This is a genomic window from Solibacillus sp., assembly GCF_040273735.1.
Classification (GTDB): Bacteria; Bacillota; Bacilli; order Bacillales_A; family Planococcaceae; genus Solibacillus.
This window is the reverse complement of the sequence record NZ_JBELZM010000001.1, coordinates 349,332-374,964: the sequence shown is the minus strand read 5'-3', so window position 1 is coordinate 374,964 and position 25,633 is coordinate 349,332. Positions and strand designations below refer to the sequence as shown.

The 25,633-nt window shown below is 39.2% G+C and carries 25 protein-coding genes and 1 riboswitch; of the genes, 5 read left to right on the top strand and 20 right to left on the bottom strand.

What is annotated here, in order from left to right; translation table 11 throughout:
* Positions 1 to 140: 140 nt before the first annotated feature.
* Positions 141 to 322: riboswitch (cobalamin riboswitch) on the bottom strand.
* A 65-nt stretch (positions 323 to 387) separates the two neighbouring features.
* From ABS917_RS01805 to ABS917_RS01795, 3 genes are read right to left on the bottom strand one after another with little or no spacing between them, the layout of a single operon-like run.
* A complete protein-coding gene (locus tag ABS917_RS01805; protein WP_350477400.1) occupies positions 388 to 798 on the bottom strand; it encodes a Fur family transcriptional regulator in 411 nt (136 codons plus the stop codon).
* On the bottom strand, positions 795 to 1,661 hold the full coding sequence (locus ABS917_RS01800) for a metal ABC transporter permease (RefSeq protein ID WP_350477399.1): 867 nt from the start codon (positions 1,659 to 1,661) through the stop codon (positions 795 to 797). Before ABS917_RS01800 ends, ABS917_RS01805 begins: the two co-directional genes overlap by 4 nt.
* Positions 1,662 to 1,676: 15 nt before the next feature.
* On the bottom strand, positions 1,677 to 2,423 hold the full coding sequence (locus ABS917_RS01795) for a metal ABC transporter ATP-binding protein (protein WP_251689055.1): 747 nt from the start codon (positions 2,421 to 2,423) through the stop codon (positions 1,677 to 1,679).
* Between the two features lie 262 nt (positions 2,424 to 2,685).
* Between ABS917_RS01795 and ABS917_RS01790 the strand changes: the two genes are divergently transcribed.
* A complete protein-coding gene (locus ABS917_RS01790; RefSeq protein ID WP_350477398.1) occupies positions 2,686 to 2,919 on the top strand; it encodes an isopropylmalate synthase in 234 nt (77 codons plus the stop codon).
* Between the two features lie 75 nt (positions 2,920 to 2,994).
* On the opposite strand, the gene ABS917_RS01785 is transcribed toward ABS917_RS01790, so the two are convergent.
* From ABS917_RS01785 to ABS917_RS01770, 4 genes are all read right to left on the bottom strand, one after another.
* Complete coding sequence (locus tag ABS917_RS01785) at positions 2,995 to 3,627, bottom strand: pyroglutamyl-peptidase I (protein WP_350477397.1); 633 nt, start codon at positions 3,625 to 3,627, stop codon at positions 2,995 to 2,997.
* Positions 3,628 to 3,640: 13 nt separating this feature from the next.
* Positions 3,641 to 5,059: a D-alanyl-D-alanine carboxypeptidase/D-alanyl-D-alanine endopeptidase gene (gene dacB, locus ABS917_RS01780; protein ID WP_350477396.1), complete on the bottom strand. Its 1,419-nt coding sequence runs from the start codon at positions 5,057 to 5,059 to the stop codon at positions 3,641 to 3,643.
* A 126-nt stretch (positions 5,060 to 5,185) separates the two neighbouring features.
* Positions 5,186 to 6,073 carry a deoxyribonuclease IV gene (locus ABS917_RS01775; protein ID WP_350477395.1) on the bottom strand — a complete coding sequence of 296 codons (888 nt, stop codon included), beginning with the start codon at positions 6,071 to 6,073 and terminating at the stop codon, positions 5,186 to 5,188.
* A 69-nt stretch (positions 6,074 to 6,142) separates the two neighbouring features.
* Positions 6,143 to 7,453 carry a DEAD/DEAH box helicase gene (locus ABS917_RS01770; protein ID WP_350477394.1) on the bottom strand — a complete coding sequence of 437 codons (1,311 nt, stop codon included), beginning with the start codon at positions 7,451 to 7,453 and terminating at the stop codon, positions 6,143 to 6,145.
* 158 nt (positions 7,454 to 7,611) lie between these two features.
* On the opposite strand from ABS917_RS01770, the gene vrrA reads away from it, so the two are divergent.
* Positions 7,612 to 8,136 carry a VrrA/YqfQ family protein gene (gene vrrA, locus ABS917_RS01765; protein ID WP_350477393.1) on the top strand — a complete coding sequence of 175 codons (525 nt, stop codon included), beginning with the start codon at positions 7,612 to 7,614 and terminating at the stop codon, positions 8,134 to 8,136.
* A gap of 136 nt (positions 8,137 to 8,272) precedes the next feature.
* Here vrrA and ABS917_RS01760 read toward each other — a convergent pair whose 3' ends face one another.
* Both ABS917_RS01760 and ABS917_RS01755 read right to left on the bottom strand, forming a co-directional pair.
* Positions 8,273 to 9,145 (bottom strand): SDR family oxidoreductase, encoded by an 873-nt coding sequence (locus tag ABS917_RS01760; protein WP_350477392.1) that lies wholly within the window; start codon positions 9,143 to 9,145, stop codon positions 8,273 to 8,275.
* Positions 9,146 to 9,264: 119 nt separating this feature from the next.
* Complete coding sequence (locus ABS917_RS01755) at positions 9,265 to 9,543, bottom strand: YuzB family protein (protein WP_350477391.1); 279 nt, start codon at positions 9,541 to 9,543, stop codon at positions 9,265 to 9,267.
* A 196-nt stretch (positions 9,544 to 9,739) separates the two neighbouring features.
* On the opposite strand from ABS917_RS01755, the gene ABS917_RS01750 reads away from it, so the two are divergent.
* A complete protein-coding gene (locus ABS917_RS01750; RefSeq protein WP_350477390.1) occupies positions 9,740 to 10,708 on the top strand; it encodes a 4-hydroxy-3-methylbut-2-enyl diphosphate reductase in 969 nt (322 codons plus the stop codon).
* Positions 10,709 to 10,798: 90 nt separating this feature from the next.
* Here ABS917_RS01750 and ABS917_RS01745 read toward each other — a convergent pair whose 3' ends face one another.
* Both ABS917_RS01745 and ABS917_RS01740 read right to left on the bottom strand, forming a co-directional pair.
* A complete protein-coding gene (locus ABS917_RS01745) occupies positions 10,799 to 11,503 on the bottom strand; it encodes a response regulator (RefSeq protein ID WP_350477389.1) in 705 nt (234 codons plus the stop codon).
* 15 nt (positions 11,504 to 11,518) lie between these two features.
* Positions 11,519 to 13,111, bottom strand: coding sequence for an ATP-binding protein (locus ABS917_RS01740; RefSeq protein ID WP_350477465.1), 1,593 nt, complete (start codon positions 13,109 to 13,111; stop codon positions 11,519 to 11,521).
* 105 nt (positions 13,112 to 13,216) lie between these two features.
* On the opposite strand from ABS917_RS01740, the gene ABS917_RS01735 reads away from it, so the two are divergent.
* Positions 13,217 to 14,272 (top strand): DctP family TRAP transporter solute-binding subunit, encoded by a 1,056-nt coding sequence (locus ABS917_RS01735; RefSeq protein ID WP_350477388.1) that lies wholly within the window; start codon positions 13,217 to 13,219, stop codon positions 14,270 to 14,272.
* 253 nt (positions 14,273 to 14,525) lie between these two features.
* Positions 14,526 to 15,779, top strand: coding sequence for a C4-dicarboxylate transporter DctA (gene dctA, locus ABS917_RS01730; protein WP_087615303.1), 1,254 nt, complete (start codon positions 14,526 to 14,528; stop codon positions 15,777 to 15,779).
* An 83-nt stretch (positions 15,780 to 15,862) separates the two neighbouring features.
* Here dctA and ABS917_RS01725 read toward each other — a convergent pair whose 3' ends face one another.
* The 9 genes from ABS917_RS01725 to ccpN all read right to left on the bottom strand — a co-directional run bounded on the left by ABS917_RS01725 (position 15,863) and on the right by ccpN (position 25,104).
* The gene (locus tag ABS917_RS01725) at positions 15,863 to 16,984 is read right to left on the bottom strand and encodes a Nif3-like dinuclear metal center hexameric protein (RefSeq protein WP_350477387.1); all 1,122 of its coding nucleotides are present in this window, start codon (positions 16,982 to 16,984) and stop codon (positions 15,863 to 15,865) included.
* Positions 16,981 to 17,676: a tRNA (adenine(22)-N(1))-methyltransferase gene (locus ABS917_RS01720; RefSeq protein WP_350477386.1), complete on the bottom strand. Its 696-nt coding sequence runs from the start codon at positions 17,674 to 17,676 to the stop codon at positions 16,981 to 16,983. Before ABS917_RS01720 ends, ABS917_RS01725 begins: the two co-directional genes overlap by 4 nt.
* Positions 17,677 to 17,802: 126 nt before the next feature.
* A complete protein-coding gene (locus ABS917_RS01715; protein WP_350477385.1) occupies positions 17,803 to 18,141 on the bottom strand; it encodes a c-type cytochrome in 339 nt (112 codons plus the stop codon).
* A 150-nt stretch (positions 18,142 to 18,291) separates the two neighbouring features.
* Positions 18,292 to 19,428 (bottom strand): acyl-CoA dehydrogenase family protein, encoded by a 1,137-nt coding sequence (locus tag ABS917_RS01710; protein ID WP_350477384.1) that lies wholly within the window; start codon positions 19,426 to 19,428, stop codon positions 18,292 to 18,294.
* Positions 19,429 to 19,617: 189 nt separating this feature from the next.
* Positions 19,618 to 20,172, bottom strand: a complete 555-nt coding sequence (locus tag ABS917_RS01705) for a hypothetical protein (protein WP_350477383.1) — start codon at positions 20,170 to 20,172, stop codon at positions 19,618 to 19,620.
* A gap of 170 nt (positions 20,173 to 20,342) precedes the next feature.
* The gene (rpoD, locus tag ABS917_RS01700; RefSeq protein WP_339175709.1) at positions 20,343 to 21,470 is read right to left on the bottom strand and encodes an RNA polymerase sigma factor RpoD; all 1,128 of its coding nucleotides are present in this window, start codon (positions 21,468 to 21,470) and stop codon (positions 20,343 to 20,345) included.
* Positions 21,471 to 21,500: 30 nt separating this feature from the next.
* Positions 21,501 to 23,330 (bottom strand): DNA primase, encoded by a 1,830-nt coding sequence (dnaG, locus tag ABS917_RS01695; RefSeq protein WP_350477382.1) that lies wholly within the window; start codon positions 23,328 to 23,330, stop codon positions 21,501 to 21,503.
* 311 nt (positions 23,331 to 23,641) lie between these two features.
* Complete coding sequence (locus ABS917_RS01690; protein WP_350477381.1) at positions 23,642 to 24,457, bottom strand: pyruvate, water dikinase regulatory protein; 816 nt, start codon at positions 24,455 to 24,457, stop codon at positions 23,642 to 23,644.
* Between the two features lie 8 nt (positions 24,458 to 24,465).
* A complete protein-coding gene (ccpN, locus tag ABS917_RS01685) occupies positions 24,466 to 25,104 on the bottom strand; it encodes a transcriptional regulator CcpN (protein WP_008403112.1) in 639 nt (212 codons plus the stop codon).
* Between the last annotated feature and the right edge of the window lie 529 nt (positions 25,105 to 25,633).

The following is a 25,633-nucleotide window of genomic DNA, read 5'->3' as shown; positions in this document are numbered from 1 at the left end:
TAGTGCCTCACCGAAATTACCGAGTGAACGAAAAAAAGCCACCCAAGAAAATGGATGGCTTCAAAAATCAAAAAAAGAGTGTAAAACGATGCTCATTCGATCAGTGACTGCCGTACATTCTCTTTAATTCCGAAGAGGGATGTTACGATAAGAAAAAGATCGGTCTCCTGGCTCCGCGCTTCACTCTACTCATAAGTACCTTCCCGCTATATTAGCAGTGGTTTCTCACTTATTTTCGTCAACGCTTACAGTTACGGATATAGCTTCGGATTTGCACCGAATTCCCATTTATGCATAATGCATCTTTTTCCTGCAAATTTATTCAATTTGTCTTAATCACTTTAGCATATAAAAAAAATTATGCAAATAAATATTTTTTATTGCTAACTATAAACATTCCGGACATTTTCCGTAAATTTCAAATTTATGGGCCTCAACGGCATAACCGGGCAGCTTTTCACCGAGCATTTCCATGGGGCAAACAGACAGTTCCTTTACATTCCCGCAATCACGGCATATAAAATGGTGGTGATGGTGATCCGACTCACAATGCATACGGAAATTACGCTCACCGTTTAATTCTGTTTCTTCTAAAATATCAAGCTCCACAAAAGTAGCCAAGTTACGGTAAATTGTATCGAAACTCATCCCGGGGAAATCTTTTTTCAATACTGATAACAAATCACGGGCAGTCAAATATTTGTCTGTAGCTGCAAACATCCCCAAAATCAACTCTCGTTTATCCGTCTTTTTATAGCCATTGTCCTTTAATATTTCCCACGCGCGCGATGCATTCACAGTACTTCTTCCCCTTCCGTTTTAATCGTGAATTTCAAAACAAGTTTTTTTATTAAAATTACTAACAGCAAAATCAGAATCGATGTGACAACAATTGTTCCGCCCGGTGCCAAGTTCAGGTAAAATGCAGAAACGAGTCCGATTACTACGGCCAGCTCTCCAAATACAATCGCTAAAATGATCGCTTCTTTAAAGCCGCGAGCTAATCGCATCGCTGCAGCCACCGGCAATGTCATTAGACTTGAAACAAGCAGAATGCCCACAATACGCATACTTGCTGCGATTACGAGTGCGACAACGATCATGAACAATAAATGAATCCATTTCGCAGGTAAACCGCTCGCTTTCGCATATTCCTCATCGAATGACAAAACGAAAAGTTCTTTAAAAAACAGAACTAAAAACAATACGACAACTACTGCAATTACAAGCACAACATATAAATCCTGGCGCGATACAGCAGATACGGAGCCGAATAAATAGCTCATTAAATCAGCATTAAATCCGCTTGCAAGTGAAATAAAAATGGCACTCACACCGATACCGCCGGACATAATAATCGGAATCGCAAGTTCTTCATAATGTTTATATAGTCTGCGTAATCGTTCAATTAAAATCGAACCACTTACAGATGAGAGAATCCCTAGATAAATCGGGTTCAGCAATGCCAGCGCTGCAAACGATTGGCTCAAATACAGGCTTCCTGCAATCCCTGCCAGTGTGACATGCGACAGTGCATCAGCTATTAGCGATAGACGTCTTACTACGATAAATACACCAAGCAATGGTGCAATTACTCCAATAACAAGCCCTGAGAAAAAGGCATTTTGTAAAAATTCATAGGTTAATATAGCTTCAATCATAACGACCTGCTCCTCTTAATGAATCTTTCGAACAGAGTGGCCGTTCCAGCTAGCAATCTGTTCTTCCGAAATCGTATCAAAATCATTTTTGTATCCGTGGAAATGGATCGACTGATTTAAGCATGCGACATGACTGACACGATCCGAAACCGTGTCCACATCGTGTGTAACTAAAATCATTGTCATATTGTGATGCTTATTCAAATGTGCGAGCATATCATAGAATGCCTGCACATTTTCGCGGTCAATTCCGACTGTCGGTTCATCCAAAATAAGGAGCTTCGGATCGGACACTAATGCACGTGCAATGAACACACGCTGCTGCTGCCCTCCAGAAAGCTGACCAATATTCCGTTTCAGAAATTTTTCCATGCCGACATCTTTTAAAGCACCTTTTACTAAAAAGTCCGCATCTTTTGGATAGCGTTTAAAGAGCCCGACCTTTTGTGATAAACCGCTTTTCACGACTTCTTCGACCGTTGCAGGAAACCCCGAGTTAAAGGCATTGGATTTTTGCGAAACATAGCCAATCCATTCGCGGTGTTTAAAATGGTTCGCTTGTTCGCCAAATAATTTAATTTCCCCTGACATAGGCTTTAACAGTCCTAAAATTAATTTCAAAAGTGTCGATTTTCCGGAACCGTTTTGACCGATTAACGCCAAAAAGTCGCCTTCATTGACACGTAGCGAAATATTTTTCAATGCTTGTGTGTATTCATATTGAAAGGAAACATCCTTCAATTCAATCAATGGTTTTTTCATCTCGTTCGCTTCTTTCTAATTCAAAATCATTACGATTTACATCATGTTAGTATAATGCAGTTTTTTGTTCATGTAAAGGGAATAAAGTTAAACTTCAATCGGTGGGGATTTTTTTCATCCCCCACTGATTGTTAGTTTCACCAATCGGGCTTTTACGGGTAGTTAACCTCCCGCCTATCCTTTTCGCCCTGCTTCAATCTAGAGGCGGGAGTCTTACTACCCGTAAATGCGGGATAAACTTGAAAGGATGAAGACAATTCAAATGTTACAATGGTTTGATAACTTAAAAGGAATGAATGACAGGCAACTACAGGATTTTGCAAAACAGCAGGGACTTGAATTGAGCATTGAAGAAGTTCAGAAGCTGCAAAAAATTTTGAAGAATGCCAATATCAGCTGGGCTCTTACCGGCGTTCCAAAAGAGGTTTTACAAAAAATCCATAAGCTTCTCGGGGATAAACGCTATAAAAAATTGATGAAGCTCGTCGGATTGTAAAAATCAGTATAATGTGAAAAAGAAAAGCAACAGATGCCCTGTTGCTTTTCTTAAATAATTGATAATGAATTTAATTTAAAGCACTTTGCCTGCCACTTCCACATTTTCAGCACACACTTCAAGTGCAAGTTCAATGGCAGCTGTCAAATCACGAATCGACCAGCCTGGAATTCGGCCATGCTCAATCGCCAGCTCGAATGATGCAGGGATGTGAATAAATCCTGTAGCTCGAACCGATTCATTCTTTGCAGCGTGGTACAAGCCTTCATACATAATATTATTACATAAATACGTTCCTGCTGAATTGGATATTGCTGTCGGATAACCTGCAGAATTTAAACGGTTGACAATTTTACGGATCGGCAATGTCGACAAATACGCAACGTCCCCTTCTTCTTTAATCGGTGCATCTTCAAATGCATTTCCCGCATTGTCCTTTTCCCCATCTTTTACATTCAATGCAACTCGTTCCGGAGAAATTTTCGTGATGCCCGCAGCTAATCCTAATGAAACGATAATCGTAGGCTTCACTTCTTCGACCAGTGCCATAAACTGTGCCGGTGCTTTTGCAAAGTCCACCGACAGGACATGGCCGGCAATTTCAAACTGACCAACTGACTTTCCGCTCAGTGCCTGCACTACTTGCATTGTAGGGTTGATCGGATTTGATAAAAACGGTTCAAATCCTGTTAGTAGTAATTTATCCATCTGTTTTGCCCCTCTATAAGTTTTTTACAAGTGCTGCCATTGTACGATCAATATAGACAGTGCCACTCGATTTGTTTTCCAGTAAAATTGAGAAAATATATTGTTTTCCGCTTTGGCCTTTCATATATCCTGATAATGTATACACATTCGGAATATAGCCCGTTTTTGCATAAATTCTATTTTGCAACGCACTGCTTGTTAAACGACTTTTCAATGTCCCGCCAATCATGCGCTCTTTATTGCCGGCGACTGGCAACGAATCAAAAAATGTATCGAAATACGGTTCTTTTTGAACTTTATAAAGAAGCTGTGAAAGACCGTTTGATGTTACGCGATTTGAATTGGACAGTCCCGAGCCATCTGCAAAACGCCAGTTAGTAACAGGAATATTCAATGATGCACTGTATTTCTTCAGTAACGTGACACCTTTATTCATACTGCCTTCCCCTAGTTGCTGCTTGCCCATCGCTTTTACAAGAATATCGGCAATACTGTTATTGCTCAGCTTCATAAATGCCGGGAAAATGGCTGCCAGCGTACGTGATTCATTTGTATAGAGCAATGTTGCCTTTTGCGGAACTTTCCCTAACTCCACTTTCGAACTCTTCACAAATTTTAAACCAGTCCCTTGCAGTGTCTGTTTAATTGCCTGCATAGTATTTTTTGACGGGTCCTGCAATGTTACCCATTCCTTTTTGCTGCTCCCTTGTGGAAGATTCCCGGAAATAATAATGCGGTTCGTGTTGTAGGCACGCTTGATTGATATCGTATTACGACTTCCTTTACTCACTGACTTAGCTTGATTGGAAATGACCATACCGCTCAAATTCGGCTCAATCGTATAGCTCGGTTTGGCCCCGACTTTACCAGGCTTTGCAGTAATAATAACTGTACTCGCATCAAAGTCATTGTTTTGTGACATTGTGATTGCAGAAGTACGTGCCCCGAAGTAATACGTCTCATCCGATTTCAAGACACCCGGTGGTAATGTACTACCGGAAAATGCGGTATCATCGCCGATTAAGTGACCATTTATTGTACGTATACCATTACGCTTCAATACTTTGGCAAACTCCATGAAATCATCTTTTTTCAATGTCGGATCGCCACTGCCCTGTATGTACACATTTCCATTCAACGTATCGTTGACAATAATACCATCGATATATAAATCCGTTTTAAAACGATAGTCCTCACCTAAAATCGACAATGCGGCAGCACCGGAAACTAATTTCATATTCGAAGCCGGTCGCATCAGCTTGTCCCCGTTTTGTGAATAAACGATTTTCCCGCTCTCCGCGTCACGTATTGTCACCGCTGCATTACTTTTCCCTAAATGCGTTGTAACCGCACCATTGATCGATGCGAAACTTTGAATAGGTAATGAAAAGAATAATGCAAATAGAATGACAAGCTGAAATATTTTTTTCATCAACTGGTTCCTCCTTTTGAATATTGCTAATTTACAGTTAACTTATTATAACAAATTATGTCATAAAAAACGCAAAAAAACATACTTTGCATCAAATTTGTGCCAAGTATGTTTTTCTAATTCTTGTTATTCGCGCAAAGCATCTATTAATGCTGGTTGGAATTCACTATTTCGAAGCATCGCAATTTCGTGTAAATATGGCGCTTTTTTGTTTTTAGCATCCGGACCGACAAATGGTGTTTCCAATATTTTCGGTAAATGCATTAACTGTGGATGATGCACAATATAGTGCATCGCTTCAAAACCTATTTCACCAAAACCGATATTTTCATGACGGTCTTTTGCAGCACCTCGCACATTTTTCGAGTCATTGATATGCAGTACTTTTAAACGGTCCAAACCGATAATTTTGTCGAATTCATTTAACACACCGTCAAAGTCATTGACAACATCGTAGCCTGCATCATGAATATGGCAAGTGTCCATACATATCGACAGACGCTCATTGTTTGTCACACCATCGATAATGCTTGCCAACTCTTCGAATGTACGACCGATTTCAGTCCCTTTGCCCGCCATTGTTTCCAAAGCAATCTGTACAGGGTAATCTTGTGTCAGCACTTCATTTAGACCTTCTACAATGCGCTCAATACCCGCATCAACGCCTGCACCTACGTGAGCACCCGGATGCAGCACGATTTGGGTAGCTTCCAATGCAGCAGTACGTTTAATTTCTTCCTGCAAAAAGTTTACGCCAAGCTCAAAAGTTTCCGGCTTTGTCGTATTTCCTAAATTAATAATATAAGGTGCATGAACAACAATGTTGGAAAGCCCGTTTTCTTTCATATGAAGAAGACCCTTCATTATATTCAGCTCTTCAATCGGTTTTCTGCGCGTATTTTGAGGTGCGCCTGTATAGATCATAAAAGTATTGGCACCATAGCTTAATGCTTCTTCACTGGCACCTAGCAGCATTTTTTTTCCGCTCATTGAAACATGTGAACCTAATAACATTCTACTTTCCTCCATTTAACGAACAAACAGGCTGCGTAGAAATATCATTCTAAGCAGCCCTTTGCAAAATTATCTATTGTTGCGGCGCGCTTTAATACGGCGTTCGCGCTTTTTCACTTTTTCCATTTCCCACTTCATATTACGTTTATAGCCTGGTTTAACTTTCTTCGGCTTACGTACTAGGGCTTTGGCTTTAACATCAATCTCATCTTCTTTACGCTCACCTTTACGGTTTGCACGTTGGTGACGGTCTTTTAAATCAGACCATTCGCCATTTTTAATATCTTTTTGTACAAATGGAATTCCCATTTTTTCGATGCGAACAACTGCATCCTCATCTTCCGGCTGGTATAACGTAATTGCTGTTCCTTTTGAGCCGGCACGCGCTGTACGTCCAACACGGTGAATGAAGAACTCCAGATCTTCCGGAATTTCGTAGTTGATGACATGAGAAATTCCTTGAATATCAATACCACGCGCAGCTAAATCTGTTGCTACGATATATTGGAATTCAAGATCACGCACTTGCTTCATCATTTTTTTACGGTCACGAGGACTTAAATCACCGTGGATTTGTCCTGCACGGATACCTTGTTCTGCTAAAAAGCTCGCTACAGCTTCTGCATTTTTACGTGTATTACAGAAAATAACAGCAAGGAATGGATTGATTCCCTTAATAACTTCAAGTAGACGTGTATTGCGCGCTTTCGAACGAACAGGTACTAATACAAAATCAATGCCTTCCGCTACCGGGCGTTTGTCATTCATATGAATATGGACTGGTGAATCCATGTATTTCTTTAAGAATGGTTTTAATTTTTCTGGAATTGTCGCTGAGAACACGAACATTTCAAGCTTTTCAGGCATATGCGATGCAAAGCCGTCAATATCTTCAATGAAGCCCATGTCAAATGCCAGATCTGCTTCATCGACAACTAGAATCGGCGCAGTGTGAACGAGCAATGCATTTTCCTTTACTAAATCTTTAATACGGCCCGGTGTACCTACTACAATTTGAGGCTGTGTTTTTAAACGGTCGATTGTACGTTGTTTGTCCGTACCTCCGATAAATAATTTTGTTGAAATTTCCGTTCCTTCAACAAGCTGGTTCAACGCATCAAAAATTTGTTGTGCCAGTTCACGAGTCGGTGATGTGATAACCGCCTGTACTTCTTGTTTTTCTTCTGCGATACGCTCTACGATTGGCAATAAAAAACTATGTGTTTTTCCTGTACCTGTATGAGCTTGTCCGATTGCACTCTTACCTTTTAATACGAGTGGAATCATTTCTTTTTGAATGGGTGTCGGCTCTGTAAATCCAAGCTTTGCAATGGCGTCCTGCAAAAATGGCTTGAATTGATAATCAGTATATTTTGACATTCACGTACCTCCTTACATCTTTCCTATTGTACCATAATTCGTACATTTAAGTGACCATCTGCATATCATAACGGTAAATAGTTTCAACGTCAAACTGTTGGGACGAATTTATGAAAGAAAATTGTAATATCATGTCGATTTTTAGAAAGGAGTTTAATATGCGCCCACCTTATTATTTTCCACCTCAAGGAATGATGAATCAAATGCCGGTTGCACCACGCTTTCCAATGTATGCACCATACATGATGCGAGGTCCCGCACCAGGGGTAGGTCAGATTCCAGGAGCTGGTGCAATTGCTGGAGCTGGTCAGTTTATGAACCAAATGCCAATTCCGCCCCAAGCACCTGTGCAAGGTGCAGCAGGTGTACCAAAACTTGAAGGATTTTTATCAGGAGCAAACTCTTTATTTAATAATGCCCAAAAATTCACCCCTTATATTCAGCAGGCAGCCCCAATGTTTAAAAATCTGCCCGCTTTATGGCGTTTATACAAAGGATTTAAAGATACATCGGACCCGCTGGAGTCTTCTACTGTTTCGATGCCGCAAGAACGACCTAGAGAGAGAGAAAAAATGAGAGATAGAGGAAATCCGCGAGGCAGCCGGCGAGAACAAAAGCCGGTTGAGGAGAAAATTACAACAAAACCATCATTACCAAAAATATTTCAGCCGCCTTTTGAATAACACCAAAAAAGCTACCCCAAGCATATGAGTGCAGATTCGCCATTGCTGTTACGAGTCCTCTCTTATGCATAATGGAGTAGCTTTCTATTTGTCGAACGTATATGCTTTACCGATCAATCCATTCCTCAAGTCTCTTTTATGAACACATAATGCCGCCGCCATTCACATGGATACATTGGCCGGTAATATATGTTCCGTCTTGGGATGCCAGCAGCACATATGCCCCAGCAAGCTCACTTGGCTGACCTGGGCGTTTTAACGGCGTTTCAGTACCGAATTCTGCTACTTGATCTGCATCAAATGTAGAAGGAATTAACGGTGTCCAAATCGGTCCTGGTGCGACCATATTTACGCGGATCCCTCGATCGGCTATGTTTTGCGCTAAACTTCTGACAAAGCCTACAATTGCTCCTTTCGTTGATGTATAATCAATTAAAATCGAATGGCCGCGGTAGGCATTGACAGATGTTGTACATATAATGGAATCTCCTTGTCCCAGATGCGGAACCGCTTCCTTACATAAATAAAAAATACCATCCATATTTGTACGGAATGTTTTTTCCCATTGTTCTACCGAAATATCTAAAAATGAATCGACAGGATATTGTACCGCTGCATTATTAACGACAATATTAATTTGCTTGAAATGGTCTAGTGCTGTCTTTACAAGTTTTTTACTTGTTTCATAATTACCGATATCCCCTTCTACCAGAACCGCCTGAACGCCTTCTTTTTCAACCAATTGTTTCGTTTCTTCTGCATCGGACTGCTCTTCTTCCAAATAGTTTATGACAAGATTTGCCCCTTCTTTTGCGTAGGCAATGGCAACAGCTCGGCCAATTCCTGAATCACCACCTGTAATAATTGCTACTTTTCCTTTTAACTTACCGCTTCCCGTATAGTCATAAGGCTGTGTTGGTAATGGATTCATTTTACTTTCGATTCCGGGTTGTGATGGTTGAGTTTGTGCGGGTGTACCACCAACTTGTTTATTTTCAACGTTTGTCATAAAAGAAACACTCCTCTATTGAAATTTTGTTATAAAGTTTTAGTGAAGAGTTTTCATTTGTCCCGTTCACTTAAAACTATTTTTCAACTTATGTAATGTTTTTTCCCCGCATAGACGTTTTAAAACAAGACTGAATTTTCTTCCAGCTCACTTTCAACATATTGTAATAGTTTATCGGTATTTTCCGCTTTAATAAGTTCACCATTTACAATCGCAAATAAATGACATTCGCAAATCTCACAGTTTGAAGTACAGCCGGATTCCGTTATCTCTATATCTTCGCGCTCTAATAGCACATCATACACATCCGCTGCGCCGAGCGATAAATTTGTCATGCAAAACTCCACCTGATTCTTTAATGCTGCGGTCTTATTCCTCCTAAAAAAAGAAAACGCCATCCCATTTCCCCACTTTACGTTTTATTTATTTCTGTTATTATAGCAAAAGTTCGCAAAATTCTGTACTTGCGCTATCATTTCGAGATTTAGCGCCATTTACGTCGAATTTAATAGAGATTTCAGTAAGCGAACTTTGAATAAAGCATACACGTCCTATATAATGAAATTACAGGGCTTTGAAAGGAGTTACGTATAAATGAAAGTTGTAAAAATTAATCCGCGTGGATACTGCTATGGGGTAGTAGACGCGATGGTCATTGCACGCAATGCCGCACTTGATCCGACCTTACCAAGACCAATCTACATTTTAGGTATGATTGTACACAATAAACATGTTACAGATGCTTTTGAACAAGATGGCATCATTACGCTTGATGGCGAAAACCGCAAAGAAATAATTGAACAGGTAGAGCAAGGCACAGTGATTTTCACAGCACACGGTGTATCACCTGAAATTCGAGAAATCGCAAAACGTAAGGGACTCGTATCAATTGACGCGACTTGCCCGGACGTTACAGTAACACATGACTTAATCCGCGAAAAAACAGCAGAAGGCTACGATATTATTTATATCGGTAAAAAGGGACATCCTGAACCAGAAGGCGCAATCGGTGTTGCACCGGATCACGTTCACTTAGTTCAATCGATGAAAGATATCGATAATCTTGCTTTTGAAAACGAAAAAATTCTCGTAACAAACCAAACGACGATGAGCCAATGGGATGTCGCTTTCCTAATGGATAGTTTAAAAGAAAAATTCCCGCATGTCGAAGTGCATAAAGAAATTTGCCTAGCGACACAGGTTCGTCAGGAAGCAGTTGCTGAACAGGCCGGTGCTTCCGACTTATTAATCGTAGTTGGCGATCCCAAATCGAACAACTCGAACCGTTTAACACAAGTATCGGTAGAAATTGCGGGAACTCCATCTTACCGCATCTCGGATATTTCAGAGCTGCAAATTGAATGGCTTGAAAACGTTGAAACTGTAGCAGTAACTGCAGGTGCTTCAACACCGACACCTATCGTTAAGGAAGTCATTTCATTCCTGGAAAAGTTTGATAAAAACGATCCTGCAACACATGAAATCGTACGTTCTGTAACATTGGATAAAATTTTACCGAAAATTAAAGCACCAAAACCAGTTGAAAAAATTATGCCTTATTAATCTTTAACAACAAAGATCATCATTTTTCTCTTTCCAGGGAAAATGATGATCTTTTAATATGTAGAAAAATTATACGAATTACGTTCTTTGCTATTCTTTAATAAAATATTGATTAATCGGTCTCCCTACACTTCCATATTGTATATCTACCCGAATCAGATGATTTTTCTCCATAAAATCTAAATAGCGGCGAGCTGTTACACGAGCTACACCAATGCCTGTTGCAACATCATCTGCTGAGGCACCACCTGAATACTGTTTTAGAAAAACCAATACTTTATCCATTGTGGCACGATTAAAGCCTTTAGGAAGCTCTTGAGCCATCATATGGGTTGGGAATTGCTCTTCCTTTTGAACCCTTGCTTGACCGATTATTTCATCTAATTCCGCCTGCGTTACATCTCCTGCTGCATGCATTTTTTCTTTAAATTGACGATAATGAATTAACGTTTGCTCGATTCGTTCAAATGTAAAGGGCTTCATAATATAATCAAAAACACCTAAATGCAAAATTTGCTGGATTGTTTGAACATCATTTGCAGCTGTTACCGAAATACAATCTACATTTATATTTTGCTGACGAATTTGGCGCAATGTTTCAATTCCATCTTGCTCCGGCATAAATATATCCATTACAACTAAATCCGGCATTAGATCTAATATTTTTTCGATTCCTTTAATACCGTTTGATGCCATATCGATGACTTTAAATCCTTCCACCCGTTCGATAAATTGACGATTTACTTCACGCACCATTGGGTCATCTTCTACTAATAATACTTGAATGGTCTTCATAAGAAAGCCCCTTTCCTAATACTCGAATGTCAGGATGAATGTTGTGCCTTTATTTACTTCACTTGATATTTCAATTGTGCCATTCCCTTTTTTCACAATCTCATTAACCAAATATAAACCAATGCCCCTGTTTTCATTGTCCTTCGTTGTAAACCCGCTTTCTAAAATTTGTTCTAAACTTTCTTCTGAAATTCCGATACCATTATCTGTAACCATAATTGCCAGTATACCATCGTTATCATCAATGGAAATTAATACTTCTTTATGATTACGTTCTATCACCGTAAGCGCATCAAAAGCATTCTCGATTAAATTACCGAATAATAATACAAAATCATGATGGTCCAACAGTTCCGGAAATCTTGTCAGCTGGCTCTCCTCATCGATCGTCACTTCAATTCCGAGTTCATTTCCCCGACTTATTTTACTAAGCAATAGGCCTGATATATTTTCATTATAAATCCGCTCGTTCAGAAACTTTGTCACTTGATCATGCTGCATTTTTACCTGCGATAAATAATCAAGTGCCTGCTTATTATGACCAAGCTGTAAAAGTCCCGCAATTGTATGTAGCTTATTTTTATACTCATGTGTTTGAATACGCAACGCTTGTACAAATGCTTTAACGCCTGTCAATTCTTCTGCAAGCTGTTTAAATTCCGTCAGATCCTTAAAAACTGCTACCGCCCCGACTGTTTTTCCTTTTACAAAAATCGGGATACGATTACTTAAAATACTATGATTATTCACATATATTTCTTGGTTATATACAGCAAGCCCACTCTCGACAATTTCAGGTAACCTTGTATCAGGCAGTACATCAAAAATATTCTTTCCAATATATTTTTCTGGATTACCACCCACACCTAAAATACGACCTGCCTTTTGATTGAAAATCGTAATTACCATATTGTTATCTACTGCAATAATTCCTTCATGCATTGCATTAAACGTTTCAGTCCGCTCGACATACACTTTTGCAATTTCAATTGGTTCCAGCCCAAACATTTGACGTTTTATATGCCGCCCTAATAAATGGGCACCCCAAATACTAAAAAGGAAAGACAACAGCACAGCCAAAATAATTTCATTCGTATTTTCGGCAAGAATATTCCAAAATGTTGGCAATGCAAATCCTACGACCACAACCCCAACCTGTTTTTTTTGCTCGTTTAAAATTGGTACAAATGCCCGGATTGTCTTGCCTTGTTCTCCAATTGCTTTTGAAATATAATAATTTTCATTAAATGCAGCATGCATATCCGATGATTGACTTTTTTGACCTAGTTGATTCGGAGACGGATGCGATAATTTTATACGATCCATATTCATGACAACAATATATTCCGCTTTATTAATAATTTTGATATCGTGAACAATTTGGGTAATCATCGTTTGTGCCAATTGTATATCCTGCTCTTCAAGCTGCTTTTGAATTTCCGGCAAATCCGAAATGGTCCGGGCAATCAGCATGGCACGGCTACCTACCGTTTCTTCATGTTCCCGTGTTAGATTGCTTAACAATAATATTCCTGCTACGAAAAAGGAGAAAGCAATAATGAAAAAGGTAAGCAGCACAATTTTTCCGTTCATTGATAATTGTTTCATTTTCATTTTGTGCCTCCTTTTTTGCTATATAATATAACAAACTTCGAAGTATGTGGAGATTTTCTACAACATTCAAAAAATTTCAATGTAAGTGAGGGAATCCTATTGCGCCTTTATATCATAACCGCTATCGTTGCTGCTTTACTGTTAATCATTACTATCTCAACCCGTTTCGACGTGTGGAATACAAAAGACTTACCTTACGACGACGAGCAAGTTGGGCTTGATGACCAAATTGTAATTAACTTTAGTCACGTTGTAGCTGAAAATACACCAAAAGGGCTTGCGGTTAATAAGTTTGCAGAAGTTGTAAAAGAGAAATCAAACGGCAAAATCCAAGTGCAAATTTATCCAAATGGTATTTTGTACAATGATGAGAACGAATTAGCAGCACTTAAAAAAGGTGATATTCAAATGATTGCACCTTCCATTTCCAAAATGACAGAAGCACTCCCTTCTTGGCAAGTTCTTGACCTGCCGTTTATTTTTGAAAAAGACGAACAGGTATATGAGATACTGCACGGCGATCTTAGTGATTCCTTACTGCAAGAGCTGGAAAGCATTAATGTACATGGTTTGACATTCTGGCATAACGGCTTTAAACAGATGGCTTCCAATACAACACCACTCCTTGAGGTTGATCAGTTTAAAGATCTCAAAATCCGTATAATGCCAAGTGATATACTAAAAGAACAGTTTTTGTTATTAAAAGCAAAGCCGATTTTAAAAACTTTCAATGATTTATACATCGCTATTCAAAATAACGAAATCATTGCTCAGGAAAATACAATTTCAAATTTATATTCAAAGGGCTATTATTCAATGCAACAGAATATTACCTTATCGAATCACGGCATACTTGCCTACAGTGTAATGATGAACGCCGATTTTTGGAAATCGCTTACTGACGACCAGCAAAAAATAATTCAAGATTCACTTGATGAAATGCAGCGCTGGCAGCATGATCAAGCAGTCGCATTAAATGCAGAAAACTACCAGCAGCTAAAAGCAGACGAGAATATTCAGTTTTATACTATTTCAGAGCAGCAACGTAAACAATGGATGGAAGCATTACAGCCTATTTATAGCTCCTATGAAAAAATAAGTAATAAAGATTTCCTGAAACAGCTTCGTGAAGAAATTCAAGATAATAACAATTGAACAAAATAAACAATATTCGACTACTTATGAAAATAAGTAGTCTTTCTTTTTGTTATAGTACAAAACCTTCAACTTTTATAACAGTATTATAACAAAGCAAACCCTTGCTATATCAATGTTTCAGATCATTGCAGTAAAAATTGACCAAAATGAACGATATGTTTTTTATCAACAAAATAAATATTCCGAATAATCCTACGTTATTATTGCAAATGTAAACGTTACCATAGATAAATTAGAGGGGGAAGCAAAATTGAAATTACTAAAAAATCTAACAGTCCAAGTAATTATCGCCATCATTCTTGGCGTTATCGTCGGTGCATTTTGGCCAGAATTCGGCGCAAGTCTTAAAATTTTAGCTGACTTATTTATTAAATTAATTAAAATGTTGATCGCTCCAATTATCTTCTTAACGGTTGTTATTGGTATTGGTGGCATGGGTGATATGAAAAAGGTTGGTAAAATCGGTGGTAAAGCATTACTTTACTTCGAAATTGTATCAACAATCGCTCTTGCAATTGGTATTATGGTAGCTGTTGTCATAAATGCAGGGGCTGGAATCGATACATCTAAAGCTGGAGAAACGGATATTTCGAAATATACAACTGCTGCTGAAGAAAATAGTGAAGCTGGTTTAAGCGGATTCATTTACGATATTATTCCTGAAAATTTTGTTGGTGCATTAGCTGAAGGTGCTTTACTTCCAACTTTATTTGCTGCTGTACTATTCGGTATTGCTGCGGCATCTTTAGGCGAAAAAACGCGTCCTGTAATAACATTTTTTGAACAAGTATCTGAAATTTTCTTCAAAATCGTGGGGATTGTAATGAAATTCTCGCCTATTGGTGCGTTCGGTGCAATGGCTTACACAATTGGTAATTTCGGTTTAGGTTCATTAAAATCTCTTGGTCTTTTAATGGCCGCAGTATATATTACAATGTTCCTGTTTGTTGTAGTCGTGCTTGGTTTAATTGCGAAGTACTTTAACTTCAACATTTTCCGCTTCATTGCCTATATTAAGGAAGAAATTTTTATCGTAATCGGTACATCTTCTTCCGAATCGGCTTTACCAGCGATGATGCGAAAGTTAGAAAACTATGGTTGCGGGAAGCAAGTAGTAGGATTAGTTGTACCTACCGGATACTCCTTCAACTTGGACGGGACTTCTATTTACTTATCGATGGCAGCATTATTCATCGCACAGGCATATGGTGTTGATTTATCCTGGCTAGAAATTATCACACTTCTTGGGGTATTAATGATTACTTCAAAAGGGGCAGCAGGTGTAACAGGGTCGGGATTCATTACTCTAGCTGCAACATTAGCCGCATTCCCTATGGTACCGCTTGAAGGTATTGCTCTATTAATCGGGGTTGACCGTTTCATGTCTGAAGCTCGTGCTGTAACAAACATTATTGGTAATGGTGTAGCATGTGTCGTAGTGGCAAAATCCGAAAATGACTTTGACGAGGAAATGGCTGCAAAGGCGATTCCTGTACGTAACTAGAAATTTCAATAATAAGGCGAAAACTCTTAAATATAAGCCCATTTTTCTCTCACTCGAGAAAAATGGGCTTTTTGATTTTCACATTAAATAAACTGGAACGGTTCTGTGTTGATTTTAGACTGGATAAATTCAACTGGTAACTTTTGATCCGCACATAAAGAAGTCATTTTTTCTGCAACACCTTTAATCATGACCTTTTCAACATGATGACCCGGATCAATAATGCTTAAGCCATCCACTTCTGCATCCTGTGCCATGTGGAAGCCGATATCACCTGTTACAAATACATCTGCCCCTGCAAATTTTGCAGTGCGAATATATTTATTGCCGTCTCCTCCGACAACTGCAACCTTCTGGACAATACGATCAAGGGGGCCAACTGCACGCAGACAAGGCACGTCCAGCTGCACTTTCACAAACCCGGCAAATTCCCGTAATGTCATCGGTTGTTTTAACTTACCGATTCGGCCAAGTCCTTGTTCATTCGTGTCAACATCCATCGTAAACAAATCATATGCAGGCTCTTCATACGGGTGGCTGTTAAGCATCGCCTTTAATATTTTATTTTTCATCGATTGCGGAAATACGACTTCCACCTTTTCCTCTTCCTCGATGTGAAGCTCGCCGATCTCCCCTACAGCCGGATCTGCTCCTTCTGTTGCACGGAAACGGCCTTTACCTTGCAATGTATAGCTGCACGCCTCATAGTGGCCTAAATTACCGGCTCCGGCTTTAGCAAGTACATCACGCAAAGCGTCTGCATCATCGGTAGGTACGAAGACAGCTAGCTTCATCATTTTTTCTTCGAAGGACACATCCAGAATTTTACGATTTTCCAGTTGTAAAGCATCTGCCAGTAAATCATTGACTCCGCCCGGCGCTACATCGAGATTCGTGTGCGCTGCATACACTGCAATATCATTTTTCAGACACTTTTCATACAGTGCACCTTTCGGATTATCTGTACGCAAGTTCGAGAGCTTCATGAAGATTGGCGGGTGATGTGCAATAATAAGCTCGCAGCCGTTGTCGATTGCCTCATCAACGACTTCATGTGTCACGTCCAGTGTTACAAGCACTCTTGTAACTGGCTTATTTAACGTACCAATGGCCAATCCGATGGGGTCATTCGGCATGCATGCATATTTTTTAGGTGACCATGATTCAAATAATTGGATAATCTCGTTGCCATTTACGGATTTCACGCAATCGCCTCCTGTACCATTTTAATGTAATGTGTTAGTTGTTCATACTTTTCCTGATTTTCAGGTGTTTTTTCCGCTTCTGAAATTGCTTGTTGAACACGTTGCCAATTTGCGATTTCACGTGACCACTTTTCAATGAAAACAGGTACTTTCGTTTCCATCAGCTTTGGCCCAAGCAATGTTTGCGCTTCATTTAATTTCATTTCCCCGCGCTGTAATACTAGGACCTCATAAATTTTACCGTCCTCTTCTAAAATGACCTCATCCTGGATTGCCCAGCCATTAGCAATTGCCCATTCACGGATCGCTTTTGCATGAATATTCGGCTGTAAAATTAAACGGGTTACCGTTTTTAAAGCTTGTGGATGCTTTTCTAAAATGGACACAATTAATGGTCCGCCCATCCCTGCAATCGTTACAGCTGTAATTTCATCCGCTTCTTCAACAGCAGCCAGTCCATCTGCCATGCGCACTGTAATTTTATCTGTTAAGCCTTCAGTGCGAACTTGTTTTACGGCTGATTCATAAGGTCCTTTTACAACCTCGCCCGCTACTGCACGTGCAGCAATTCCTTTATGCACTAAATAACATGGTAAATAGGCATGGTCACTTCCGATATCAGCTACAATTGCTCCTGTGGGGACAAATGAAGCGACCGTTTCAAGTCGTTTTGAAAGTTTTTGTGCGTTCATATTTATATATCCTCTTTTCTATATCACAAACTACCCCTATTATATAGAACTTTTACATAAACGTCTCTTTCCAGAATACAAAAAAGTGCAGAACAGGATCACTCCATTTCTGCACTTGGCTATTCATTATAAACCTGAAATATACTCTGCTACTGCATCCGCTTCTGCTTCGTTATTAAGAATTGGCGGCATAGCGCCGTTTTCCGAACCATTTAATGCGTAGTCTTTAATATGCTCAGCATCTAATCCAACGATTGAAGGACCTCCACCACCCGTCAAATCACCACCGTGGCACGAAATACAGTTCTTTTGAGCAATATCTTCACCATTTAATTCAGCAGTTTCCCCTGAATGTTCGCCGTCCGCACTGTTTTTATCAGCTGCACCCTCAAATGACATGAAGAAAATTAGTCCGATACCGAATGCCATGATAAGTACGTAAGGAATAAGTGGATTGTTTCTCATTGCGTTCCCCTCCCTCATTAAATATTCTATTTCATGCTAGACATTTGCCTAGTAAACAATATTAATTGTACTTGATTCTATAGAAAACTGAAAGACTTTACGAACAAGTTTTACTAGCTTTGTAACAATTTTACCAATTTGCTATTTCTATCATAATATATGTCTTGCAATTACCATTTTCTGTACTTCAGATGTTCCTTCACCGATTTCCAAAAGTTTTGCATCACGTAAAAAGCGCTCTACTTCATACTCTTTCATATAGCCGTAGCCGCCATGAATTTGAATTGCTTCATCGCAAACTTCCATTGCCATCTCGGAAGCATAGTATTTTGCGATAGCAGCTTCTTTTCCGAATGGACGTCCCTGATCTTTCAGCCATGCCGCTTTGTATACAAATGTCCGCGCTAATTGTATTTTTACCTCCATATCAGCCAATTTAAACTGCGTTGCCTGAAACTCCGCCAGCGCCTTTCCGAATTGCTTGCGTTCTTTTGCATATTGAACGGCTTTATTTAATGCGCCCTGTGCGATTCCAACAGCCATTGCCGCAATACCGATCCTGCCGCCGTCCAGCGTCGTTAAAAACTGTTTAAAGCCATTTCCCCGGACCCCAAGCAAGTTCTCTTCCGGCACTTGGACATTTTCTAAAATCAATTCTGTTGTATTCGAGGCATTCAGGCCCATCTTTTCGTATTTCGACTTTATCGTAAATCCTTTTGCATCAGTCGGGACTATAATGGCGCTAATTTCTTTTTTGTTTCCATCCCGATTTGTAATAGCTGTTAACGCTAAATGTTTGGCATAACTTGCATTAGTAATAAAAACTTTCGACCCGTTAATGACAAATTCTCCATTATCCAACACAGCGGCAGTTTCTGTACCACCTGCATCAGAACCGGCATTAGGCTCTGTTAAACCAAATGCGCCGAATGATTCACCCGTACAGATCGGCGTTAAGTATTTTTCCTTCTGCGCCTCCGTACCGAATAAGTGTAAAGGTGCACCGCCTAATGAAATATGAGCCGAATATGTAATTCCTGTCGAAGCACATGTACGGCTTAACTCTTCTGTAACGATTGCAAAGCTGATTGTATCTGCACCCGCCCCGCCATATTGTTCAGGAAAAGGCAGACCCATAATGCCCATATTGGAAAGTTCTTTAAAAATTTCTACTGGGAAGGCTTTCGTTTTATCGCGCTCGACTGCTCCTGGTGCCACTACTTCATCGGAAAACTCACGTATCATCTTTTGTAACATCGCTTGCTCTGTTGTCAAATCAAAATGCATACCATTCATCCTCTCAGCCTATTTCATTTCAATTCTATTGTAATCTAAAAATATGTATTTTTACAGAAAATATATGTATTTTGCAGAGTATTTTGTAAAACGGTCACAAAAAAAGCTATGCATAAAAGTTCCACGACTTCCGCATAGCTTAAAAGAATAGTATAGGGTGTATGTATTATTTTAGGTTTCCTATAGAAAATAGATCCATGCACTAATGATGGCAATTAAACCAAGAATGCCTGAAATCGTAAAATAAATAATCTTCAGTATGAAGCCGCTTAAAAGCCAAAATACACAGTTTACAATAAGGATTATATAAAGCATTTCATTGTTGCCGGCGAAATACGTTGTACTCACTTTCAATGTCACACCTAAAATGGATAAAGCGGTCGCCAGCTGAAGCATCACTGCCATTAGATGATTTCTTTTTGCAAAATAGATAGCCCCGATCAGAGAGCCTGCTGCAAATACAGCGGCAACTGAAATGACAACCCATTCGAACTGTATCGTAAACAGCAGCAACAAAATAACAATTGCACTGATCGGGAAGAACATCGATACAATGCGGTTTCTGCGTTTTTCGACATTTATGACTGCATTTTTGGATTTCCCTGCAATCTCTTCTTGATGGTTTCCTTCCGAATAAAGGGTCATCAAAAAATCGCAATAATGTTCCGGTAACATTTTGTTTTGTTTCCAAAATGTAATTTCATTCATAATAATTTGTTTTTTAGGATTTGACATCGTTTCGCTCCAAATCTGTATTTATATGCTATTCATATTGTAAATAATTCCTGAATGAACATCATCGGTAAAAAGCAATACCATTATTCTTGGAAAATAGTAATTACCTGATATATTTACACAAAAAAAGATGAAGAGTAATATACTCCTTCATCTTTTCCCTGTTTAGCTTATTCTAAGAAATCTTTTAAGCGTTTTGAGCGAGATGGATGACGTAGTTTACGTAATGCTTTCGCCTCGATTTGACGAATACGTTCACGTGTAACGCCAAACACTTTACCTACTTCTTCCAAAGTGCGCGTACGGCCATCATCTAAACCGAATCGTAAACGCAATACGTTTTCTTCACGGTCTGTTAAAGTATCCAGCACGTCTTCTAACTGTTCCTTCAATAACTCATATGCTGCATGATCAGAAGGAGATTGTGCTTCCGAGTCTTCAATGAAATCACCTAAATGCGAATCGTCTTCTTCCCCAATCGGTGTTTCCAATGATACAGGCTCTTGAGCAATTTTTAGAATTTCACGAACTTTTTCAGGTGTTAAATCCATTTCCTCCCCAATTTCCTCTGGAGAAGGTTCACGGCCTAAATCCTGAAGAAGCTGACGTTGTACACGGATTAATTTGTTGATCGTTTCAACCATGTGTACCGGAATACGGATTGTACGTGCCTGGTCTGCAATCGCACGTGTAATCGCTTGACGAATCCACCAAGTTGCATAAGTCGAGAACTTGAACCCTTTACGGTGGTCGAATTTTTCAACCGCTTTGATCAGACCCATGTTACCTTCCTGAATAAGATCCAGGAACAGCATTCCACGGCCTACATAGCGTTTAGCAATCGAAACTACAAGACGTAAGTTAGCTTCGGCCAGACGTTTACGTGCTTCTTCGTCACCTTGTTCGATACGTTCCGCTAAACGGATTTCCTGATCTGCAGAAAGTAAATCCACACGTCCGATTTCTTTTAAATACATACGTACCGGGTCATTAATTTTAACGCCAGGAGGAACACTTAAATCATTTAAGTCGAATGCTTCTTCGCTTGATTCTTGCTTAGATAGCGCTTCTTCTTCAAATTCTTCTTTTCCTTCAACTGTTACATCATTTTTTTCGATTTCATCGGCAAAGTTGAAAATCTCTTCATTCTCCAGTTCAAAAAATGCTAATGTTTCAGAGATTTCCTTCATTGACATTTCGCCAACCTGCTTTGCTTTAGCTAAAAGTTGCTTTTTTACCTGTTCTAATGAAACCCCGTTTACTACCGTATCTTTTGAATGTTTTGACTTGTCCGCCATAAACCTTCCTCCTTCTAAAAACAAATCGCGTTAAACGCCCATTTTTATCTTTCTATTTAATGCAATTATCTGTTGGGCAATCTCAAGTGCTCGTCTATGCTCATGCATTTTTTCTGCTTCTTTTTGATCGTGCTTTAATTGTTCAATCTTTAGTTCTAATCGGCGTTTTTCGATTTGCTTTAAACAATCAATTATCTCCGCTTCACCATTATCAGGGTCACGTTCAAGTAACGCAGCATCCATCACGATTTTTCGTAAATCATGATCATCCAACACTTCGACGAATCGATGGAAATCAGCCATTTCATATTCTTCGTAAAAACCAATTAAACGAACAAATACGGATAAATATTCCTCATGGATGAAAGGTTCGTTATTTCCCTCTCTGAGAACTTTATTCACAATATTTACATCATGCAACATATGTGCTAAAAGTATACTTTCCGCACGGTCTGTTGCGTCTTTTTTACGCTCCCTCTGAAGCAAAGCAGTTGGTTCTTCCACCATTTTCTGATCGCGTTTCTGCTCTTTCACATTATCCGCGACCATTTTTCTTAATTGGGTACTGATCGCCTCTTGGGAAATATTTGTTTCATTTGCCAATTGACGAATGTATAAATCACGTTCAGTTGGAGAAGTATTATTTTTTAATGTTTCCAGAACTTCTTGAATGTATTGAAGTGTGTCATTTTCAAATTGGAAATTTTTGCCGCGTTTCGCATGCATCATCATAAATGCAATATAAGCGTGCGGCTTTTCTATTATTTGATTTTTAAATGCCTCTTGTCCGTGTTTACGAATATATTCGTCCGGATCAAGTTTATCTGGTAAAACAGCGACCTCAACTTTAATCTGTTCTTGATGAAGCATCTGTGCAGCACGCTTGGCAGCCTCAAAACCAGCATTATCACCATCATAGCAAATCGTAATTTGCTGAACTAAGCGTTTGAGCTTTGTAATATGCTGGGGCGTTAGAGACGTACCCATCGTTGCTACAGCATTGTATATACCTGCTTGATTTGCTGCTAAAACATCAATAAAGCCTTCCATTAAAATTACTTGTCTTGATTTACGAATAGATGCCCGCGCCTTATCCAAATTATAAAGTACTTGACTTTTATGGAAGATCGGCGTTTCAGGACTATTTAAGTACTTAGCATCTTCGCCATCGGAATTTAAAATCCTGCCTGAGAATGCAATCGTTTTTCCATTTTCATCTCGGATCGGAAACATAATCCGTCCCCGGAAACGGTCAAAGTAGCTGTCATCACTATCTTTACGAATAATAAGACCGCTTTCGGCCATTTCTTCAGGATCATATCCTTTGCGCTCCAGTAAGAGTGACAGCGTGTCCCAATTCGGCAACGCCCATCCTATCTGATGTGTTTCGATTTGCTCACGTGTAAATCCTCTTTCAAGCAAATAATTTAATGCAGGTTCGCCATCTTCTGTATTCATTAAAATATGATGATAAAACTCCACTGCAAACGTATGAGCCTCTCGCATTTGCTGCTCTTTTTTTGAAATGGGTGAATTCGACACCGATTGATCGGTCGACAATTCCATTTCAAGCGGGATTCCCGCACGTTGACTTAGTTTAATGAGTGCATCCGGAAACGACAGATGTTCCATATCCATTACAAAAGTAATGGCGTTTCCTCCTGCCCCACAGCCAAAACAGTGAAATATCTGTTTATCGCTGGATACGGAAAAAGAGGGTGTTTGCTCACCATGGAATGGACATAATCCAAAATAGTTGCGCCCTCTCTTCGTTAACTGCATATAATCGCTAATGACATCGACTATATCGGACTGCGAGCGAATTTGTTCAATCACATGTTCGGGTATTTTTCCAGCCACATTATCACCATCTACAGTATTCGAGATAAATTACAAATATCCTCTAAAATACGACAAAATTTCTTATTACAAATTTGTAATTACCCTATAATAATTATTTTTACCACAATTTTATTATTATAAAACAAAAAGACTATAGTTGCTATATAATTTCAAAAAATAATCAGAATATAACTAAAAATGTCGAAATTCCGCGAAATATGCGAGATTATTCTGGAACAAAAGTATAGTTCACTTAGTTTCTTAAAAATCTCAAATATTATTCCACCAAAAAAACCTCCTCTTCCTTTTTGAAGAGGCGGCTATGGTTGCTATCTACAATCAAGCTCTAGCATATCAATTATTTTGTGTGCTGTTTCTTCGACAGCACGATTCGTTACATCTATCGTTCGACAACCTATTTTATCAACAATACTATAAAAATAGCTAATTTCCTGCTCAATTCTAGTATGTTGAGCATAAAATGCATTTTCAGTTAACCCTAATGTTATTAGACGCTCTTTTCGAATATTGTTGAGCTTTTCCGGTGTAATGACTAAACCAAAACATTTATTCGGATCGATTTGCATTAATTCCGCTGGGGGGTCCACTTCCGGAACGAGCGGCACATTCGCCACTTTATACCGTTTATGAGCTAAATATTGCGATAATGGAGTTTTAGACGTTCTCGATACACCGACCAAAACAATGTCCGCCAGCAAAATGCCGCGCGGATCCTGCCCGTCATCATATTTAACAGCAAATTCGATTGCATCAATCTTTTTGAAATAATCATCATCCAATTGATGGACAAGGCCCGGCTTTTGCAACGGCATTTCATCAAATGAAGTTTCAATCAAGTCAAGCATCGAGCCCAATAAGTCGATTGCATGAACCTTGTATTCACTTGCGATTTTTTGAAGTGCTTGTCTCATCTGTTTTTCAACAAGCGTAAAAACAATCGTTGCCTCATTTGCGATAGCAATTTGGACAATTTTTTCAAGCACATCCACATTTGCAATATGCGGAAACTTTCGAATCCTTACTTTTTCAAAATTCGGCCGAAACTGGCTTACTACCGCTTTTACAGCAGCTTCTCCAGTTTCACCGACCGAATCTGATACAACAAATATAGTCAATTTTTTCATAATATCACCTATAAATCATGCGTTTCAGCTAATGAAATAAATGCACGTGTAATATTCGTCTTCGTTAACCGTCCGGTAATGACCAATCCCCGCTCAGTTTCTTCAACAACCGGCATGGAATCAATCTCACGTTCTATTAACTTTTTGGCCGCCACGATTAATGAATCCGAATTAACACAATAGGCGATATTCGGCATTCTCGTCATAATTATATGCACAGGCATTTTATTTAAATCCTGTGTTCCTATACTCGAACGAAGTAAATCTTTTCGAGACAGCACACCTTGTAATATTTCATCTTTATCAATAACGAAAAGTGTTCCGACATCCTCGGAAAACATATGGATAATCGCATCATAGACTGTCATATCATCCGGAACAACTACCGGGATCGACTGAAAATCTTTCACTTTTAAATTCAGCATTGATTCCGTAAAGGCAGCCGTTGTTTTTTTGCCTGCATAGAAGTAGCCGACACGTGGCCGCGCATCTAAAAATCCAGCCATCGTTAATATAGCTAGATCAGGTCTCAATGTAGCGCGCGTTAATCCAAGGCGCTCAGCGATATGTTCGCCCGTAATTGGGCCATTTTCTTTTACAATTTGCAAGATTACATCTTGACGTTTATTGAGTTCGATTGGACTCACCCGCTTCAAATAATGTTATACTTTATCATTAATTATTATATACTATTTCCTTCTATATTGCGAAGAAAACAAACCCATGCTACAATATTAGCGAACAACTCACTTGTTGTTTATGAATATTAATATGTAAGCGATGAAGGGATTAATAAGTATCAATTCTAACATAAGCGAGTAGGGATAGTGCAAGCCTACAATGAATTGAGAAACGGCGCCCCTGAGCTATTTTTATAAAAGAGGTTTTTATTTATTTAAAAACAAGCGGGGTGGAACCGCGGGTACATCGTCTTGATGCACTCGTCCCCGGGCAGAGCTTTTGTGCCCGGAGACGGGTGCTTTTATTTTTATTCAGCGAGTGTTTATACACTCGCTGAATAAAAATAAGCTCTGGCAGATGTCACAGATTTTTTTAGATGAAAAAAGAAGTCAGCCTAAATACGTCACATTCTGTGACAACGGCTGACTGACCCACATCCTGTGGGTCTAAAAATCTGGACGCAATTATGCCGAGGCATGATTGATTAAATATTTA